At 34.2% G+C, this 5,715-nt stretch carries 7 protein-coding genes; all 7 read right to left on the bottom strand.

The window, feature by feature from the left end:
• Nucleotides 1–442: 442 nt before the first annotated feature.
• Nucleotides 443–601: a hypothetical protein gene (locus tag SLU01_RS18065; protein WP_170232748.1), complete on the bottom strand. Its 159-nt coding sequence runs from the start codon at nt 599–601 to the stop codon at nt 443–445.
• A gap of 405 nt (nt 602–1,006) precedes the next feature.
• Entirely contained in the window at nt 1,007–1,525 is a 519-nt protein-coding gene (locus tag SLU01_RS17730) for a group-specific protein (protein ID WP_308507750.1), read from the bottom strand.
• Nucleotides 1,526–1,683: 158 nt separating this feature from the next.
• A complete protein-coding gene (locus SLU01_RS17735; RefSeq protein WP_147060842.1) occupies nt 1,684–2,484 on the bottom strand; it encodes an aminoglycoside adenylyltransferase domain-containing protein in 801 nt (266 codons plus the stop codon).
• Between the two features lie 118 nt (nt 2,485–2,602).
• On the bottom strand, nt 2,603–3,052 hold the full coding sequence (locus SLU01_RS17740) for a replication initiation and membrane attachment family protein (protein WP_147060844.1): 450 nt from the start codon (nt 3,050–3,052) through the stop codon (nt 2,603–2,605).
• A 107-nt stretch (nt 3,053–3,159) separates the two neighbouring features.
• A complete protein-coding gene (locus tag SLU01_RS17745) occupies nt 3,160–3,462 on the bottom strand; it encodes a hypothetical protein (protein WP_170232749.1) in 303 nt (100 codons plus the stop codon).
• 372 nt (nt 3,463–3,834) lie between these two features.
• Nucleotides 3,835–5,094, bottom strand: coding sequence for a DUF4179 domain-containing protein (locus SLU01_RS17750; RefSeq protein WP_147060848.1), 1,260 nt, complete (start codon nt 5,092–5,094; stop codon nt 3,835–3,837).
• Complete coding sequence (locus SLU01_RS17755) at nt 5,091–5,591, bottom strand: sigma-70 family RNA polymerase sigma factor (RefSeq protein WP_147060850.1); 501 nt, start codon at nt 5,589–5,591, stop codon at nt 5,091–5,093. Before SLU01_RS17755 ends, SLU01_RS17750 begins: the two co-directional genes overlap by 4 nt.
• Nucleotides 5,592–5,715 lie beyond the last annotated feature (124 nt).

A 5,715-nucleotide genomic window follows, 5' to 3' on the forward strand; every position in this document is an offset into this window, starting at 1 on the left:
ACTAATTGAATTAAAAAGATTAAAACAAAAAATAGTCCTGTTAGTGTATATGCCAACATACTCCATTCTGAAAAGCTATAAATGATGATGAGCGACAAAACTATTATAGGAATATTTATGAGTGTCCGAATTAATTTTCGTCTATACGATAACTTGAAATAATTTAACTCTACTCCAGTGTCGACTTTCGACGAATTTTTAAAAACAAAAGTAAAAATAAGGATACAAATTAGCGCTACCACGATAGGTCCAATGAAAAATAACATTTTCCCCCTCCTTCGTTAACAAATATTTTTCCAAATTCTCACACTGTGGAAAGTATTTTATAGGTTCCACTTTTCCCTTTTCCTTATACAGTTCCATCTGCTAACTCTATTTCCTATGCCATACTCGATTAAGAGGACCATTCTGACAAAGAAAGCTTCAACAACTGCGTCTTATTCTACTTATCATCTTTTTTTATGATCTTTTTTAGGGTTGTGTTGATATTAATAAGAGCGATAAGTATAAACCCAAGCATTATAAACGTTACAATTTCACCAGTGAAAAAAGCAACGATCCCTAAAAGCAATGCATATAACGTATACATCCAGTTATTCATAAAGCCCTCTCCTTCTCACAAATCTGCCCTTTTATTGGCGCGAATCCCTCTGCAAGAAGTGCGCCGGACAGTTTAACAGCCATTCACTTAATTTAATCAATAATCTTTGCAGGAACATGCTGAAAAACCTAAACTTCGATGTTTAATTAGTGGAGAATTGACAGCAACATTAAGTACAAGTAGCCCTGCCAAAAGCAACCAAATAAAATATCCTTTATTATCAAAATCCTTCTTTATATATTCGAAGATTTTTAACGTAAAGTAGCAAAGATTTGCCTGTCGATTATAATGGCTGCTATTAGTTACATATAATTTGTCATATCTGCATTAACCCCACGAACAGGATTCACTTATGTCCTTCGTATATATTTAAATCTTCAATGAATGCATGTAATAAAACGTCAGCTAGTTGAACGGCATCTGATTCATTATAATTTTATCTATCAAGCCATCAATTGTTCCAATATATTTTTCAACACTTGATAAGTGATAAAATGTGCTGGTATTTTCGAAGTTATTAATATCGTCACACGCCGAATAAAGATATATTTTTTTCTCCCCTCCCAGGGCAAGGCCAAATTCAATATGGCTGCCTTTGCCTGCCGGCAATAAAACTATTACAAAATCAGAATTCAAAACAGCATTTTTTTCTTGGATTCCGATTTCCATCAAATCTTCGATTGTTGAAGCCCGTTCATTCTTTGTCCAATCATATGTATGAATGAGTCCCTTCTCTACCAATCGCATACTTACATAACGAACCATCTCTATATTCTGAAAGCTAGATGCTACATAAAAATTTTTAATGTGAATTCCCCCCTCAACAGGTAGTAAAGTTATACTCCATACAATTAAAATGAATGAAGCAGTTAACCAAAAAGCATTAGTAACAGTCGGCTGTTGATTTTTAATTTTCTTTATCACTTCATCAAGGTTAAGACAAAAAAATAATACTAAAGATAGCCATACCCAAAGTGCCTATCTACACAAGAATAAAGAATAAGATATCCAATTTTTATTCCTCCGCCGATAGAAATAAGCCATTATGACAATCGTGCCTGATTGTGGAATTTATTACTTAATCATTTTTGTAATAATCCTTGTACTCTTTCCTCTAAATAATCTCTTAGAAAAATTAACTCCTCTATACTCAAAGGCCATTCATCGTCCTCGCCCGTGTAAATATTAACCACGTTTCTAACTATCTTACTAAAATATTTCGGTAAAACTCTACAACCCCAAATACCAGCTTCCAACTTGGATGAAATAACCCCTTCTTTTAGATACCAATACACCCTTATCGAATTTAGGGTACAATATATCGGGTCAACTTTAATGTTTTGCAAACAGTCCTCAAAATCACCTATTATTGACGAAATGTAATCTAATCGTGGTACTGAAGGAAAAACCTTATCAATGGGTTCCCCTTCTACACATATACCCCTATGGTTAGTTATTGTTATATGTGCTGCTAAATCTGTATCTGTGCTAGTATCATCATTTAAAAAATTGGACGTATCACTTAACAAATCATTCTGATACCGCTCTCTCCAAAACTCACTATAATGAAAATCAAAGGAACAGGGATGTTGCCAGTCCTTTAATTGTTCTCTATTTAGAAAACTTGTTTCAACTGGAAATGGCAAATTAGAATGATTTAGAAAGAACTGCGCTAATAACCTTTTAGTATCAACTTTGATTGTTTTGATTGTAACAACTAAAATATCGATATCGCTACTGTTCGGGTTAAATCCCCCCATTGCTAAAGAACCGTGTATATAAAAACCAATGAAATTTTCTTTTAAAATCTTCTTGATTTCTTCTTTGAGATCATAAATAAATTTTTCTATATCAGAGGGGCGTGTTTCCCTGTCATAACACATTTTTGAACTCCTTTATTCTTCTACAATATAGCCCGATTTGTGAAACAGTACTATGCTCCAAACGGTCCCGTTGTGTTAGTTGAAGAAGGATTTCCAAGTAGGGATACCTTACTAATAATTACGTCTCTGCTGACTCTTTGTACTTCTTAAGTTCTTCCCTAACAAAGACAATAGCCTTTTCAACAGTTACTATATTTTCGTTGCGCCAATTTTTACCCATTTCTCTTACCAACTCGTGAACCATTCCGATTCTACTAAAAACTGCAACATAATGAAGTAACACATTTATGACACCATCTTTTAATCCCAATAACTGCAAATCCTTAACAAGTTTTATATCATCCTCGGTAACAGTCTCGTAAAGTTCTTTAATAAAATCAAAAGGTGTTGTAGATGTAATCTTTTTTATATACCATTCTTCGGTTGTCATTCCAGTTTTAGCTTTGAATTGTTGTTCGTTCCATTCCGCTAATGTCATCCCATGTAACTCTAGAAATCTTTCTTCAGGGGTCTTCCCATGTACTACTATACGGTGTACTTTTTTCCTTCCTTTTTTATCTTTAGCCATTTATTCCCTCCTCAATATTCCCATCTAATCTTCTTGTTCAACAAAACTGCTTCATTCAAAAAGAAAAAAACTAAAACAAGGGGTATGGCTCATTCTATATTTATCAACTATTTTAGAGCATTTGATATACCCTCTATAATTTCTTTGTGAACGTAAACATCCCAAATAATAAAGGCGGCAAGAAGTAAAATAAATAGTGCAACATACAATTTTATGTTTTTCCGAGGTCTCAAAGGTTTATAGAATAATACAAAAATTATTGATATAAAAAGAGGTATTATATAAATATTAAGCAACCACATGTCGTGTGCTTTATTAATTAGTAACATTACTTTCATTGGTTGAACGACAGTATCTTGCACATTAAAAATTTCTTTTTCCACAAAGTCTTCTTCGATCGTTAACACCATCGCTTTTTCATCCAAGTAGTAATTATAACCAGTCAAATTGAAATTGGTTTTCATTGTTATAAGTATAAGTATTGTTACCAAAGAGTAATAAATTAAAAACGGTAAAAACCTCTTATTAATCTTAGGAATAGCTATCCCTCCTTAATATTATCTTACTTAGATCTGAAATCGACTTAGTTCCTTACTATTGCATACGTTCGAAACGATTAAAGGTTACAAGTATTTAATAGGAAGCCACTTTCATTCTGATTGAACAAAGGGAGATCATCAATTGATGATCTCCCTTTGTTCAATTATATCGCGCTTTATAGATAACTACTGGAGAAGTTCAGGTTTTCACTTCATTTCACCCATAAAATTACTTTCTGTACCTTATTGCAACGGAATATCCAGTTCGATGTTTTCTCCAATAGGATTGAAGTAATAGCTGAAATATATTTTTGCTTTGCCATCATAATCTTGAAATTGCGTCGTCTCAATTTCGTACTGCCCATCTCGTGAAAATGTGCTGCGTGCAAATTCTAGTGGTGTACCATCTTCTTTTACTGCATTCCATAGCCTTAGATCTCTACCTTGATTATCCCCTTTCTTTAGAGCAACTGATACATTTTGAGACGTTACGGAAATGTCCCAATCGAAAAACTCAGGTTTCGTGAGCACTTCTTTTGTACCAAAATCAACTTCTATAAAATCCTCGCCCTTCGGAACGGCTTGAATGCCACCAATATGAATCATGAGTGAATCTGCCTCATGAAAATAATTACTTTGCACATAGAGAGTAATTTTGCCGTCGCGAATATCTCCGTCTGTTTCAATGCGATTTATGATGCTGTATCTTCGCTCACCGCTATCCGTCATGACTGCAATATCATCAAAAGCTAATATTTGCATTGTATTCGCTTCTTCTATTTCAATATCTATAGCCGTTTTTAATGGAGATCGGCGAATTTGTGTAATCGTAAATTTCTGACCATCAACATCTACAGTACGATTCGTATCAATAACTTTTTCCTGCGCTATATCATTTTGTAGTGTAAACGGTATCGTAATTTCAATATTCCCCTTATCTATATCATTAAAATGAAAAACAGCTTTAAAATCCTTCGAAGTATAAACGATTGGTTCTGAAAAGCTATATTCTACTAAAGAAGAAATGTATTCTTGATTATCTGCATTGCTGGTAAAACTATTTGGGCCAGGTATTTCATCGTCTCCTTGGAACAATTGAACGTCATTCAAGTATAATTTTGACATATCAAATAGAGCATCGGCGTCATAAAAGAGGACAAAGCCCGAATGATCTGCAATTACGCCTTGCAATGTTAACGATAGGCCATTTTTAGACTCCGTTACATTGATCTCTTCAAAGTATTGATTGTCCACAATGTCTTTTATCCCAGCATCACTTCTTACCGCTGATACAAGTGCATAAAAGCCAGGTATTTTTGCAACATAACTAGCAAAAGTAGGAGAAACACGAATTGAAAGTAAAATACTTACACAAAACAAAGTAACTATTGCAACCGGGACAATACGCTTTTTTATTCTTTTTTCTCGCTGAACCTTACGAAAAGTATCCATTCGAATTTGTTGAAGTTTTTCCTTTGGAACGTCAATCGGTAGTTTATTCATAGCCAGTCCTCCCTTTCTCCAGCGTATTTTCTAAGCTTCTTTAATACATGGTGAAGCTTAGACTTTACAGTACCTTCAGGAATTTGATTTAGCTCAGCAATTTCTTTGTTTTTTAATTGCTGAAAATACTTCATATAGACGAGTTGCTGCTCAGACAAAGATAATTGTTCCAGTAGCCGCTCCAAATCAGAATAGATGACCCACCCAGATAAGTGGTGTTCCTCTATTGGAACAGTTGGTTGTCGTTTTCTTAAATGGTCTTTACAACAATTGATTAGAACTCGGACGAGCCATGTTCTGGCATATTCTTGCTGTTTAACGGTATGCATTTTTTTTAGTGCCTTGTAAATAAGATCCTGCATTACATCTAACGTGTCTTGTTCATTTTTCATATATGTAAAAGCCATGCGATATAAAATCTCTTCATCCATTTCAATAAGTGAAAGTATCGCTTGATGATCCCCACGAATAGCACGCTGCACGATTTCAAGTTCCATCCTTTTCGCCTCCTTCCTTCATTAGACGCGGCGTTTCATCATTTCGTTCAAAAAAGTTTGTATTTTTTCTTTCCTATGACAACAAAAGTTTCAACTTCGAAGAAAATCGAGTAGGAGGGAGTGA

The organism is Sporosarcina luteola, from assembly GCF_007991495.1.
GTDB classification, from domain to species: Bacteria; Bacillota; Bacilli; order Bacillales_A; family Planococcaceae; genus Sporosarcina; species Sporosarcina luteola.

Excerpts from the sequence above, each read along its gene's own strand:
- SLU01_RS18065 (WP_170232748.1), bottom strand. The coding sequence starts at position 601 with ATGAATAACTGGATGTATACGTTATATGCATTGCTTTTAGGGATCGTT.
- SLU01_RS17735 (WP_147060842.1), bottom strand. The coding sequence starts at position 2,484 with ATGTGTTATGACAGGGAAACACGCCCCTCTGATATAGAAAAATTTATT.
- SLU01_RS17740 (WP_147060844.1), bottom strand. The coding sequence starts at position 3,052 with ATGGCTAAAGATAAAAAAGGAAGGAAAAAAGTACACCGTATAGTAGTA.
- SLU01_RS17745 (WP_170232749.1), bottom strand. The coding sequence starts at position 3,462 with ATGGTGTTAACGATCGAAGAAGACTTTGTGGAAAAAGAAATTTTTAAT.
- SLU01_RS17750 (WP_147060848.1), bottom strand. The coding sequence starts at position 5,094 with ATGAATAAACTACCGATTGACGTTCCAAAGGAAAAACTTCAACAAATT.
- SLU01_RS17755 (WP_147060850.1), bottom strand. The coding sequence starts at position 5,591 with ATGGAACTTGAAATCGTGCAGCGTGCTATTCGTGGGGATCATCAAGCG.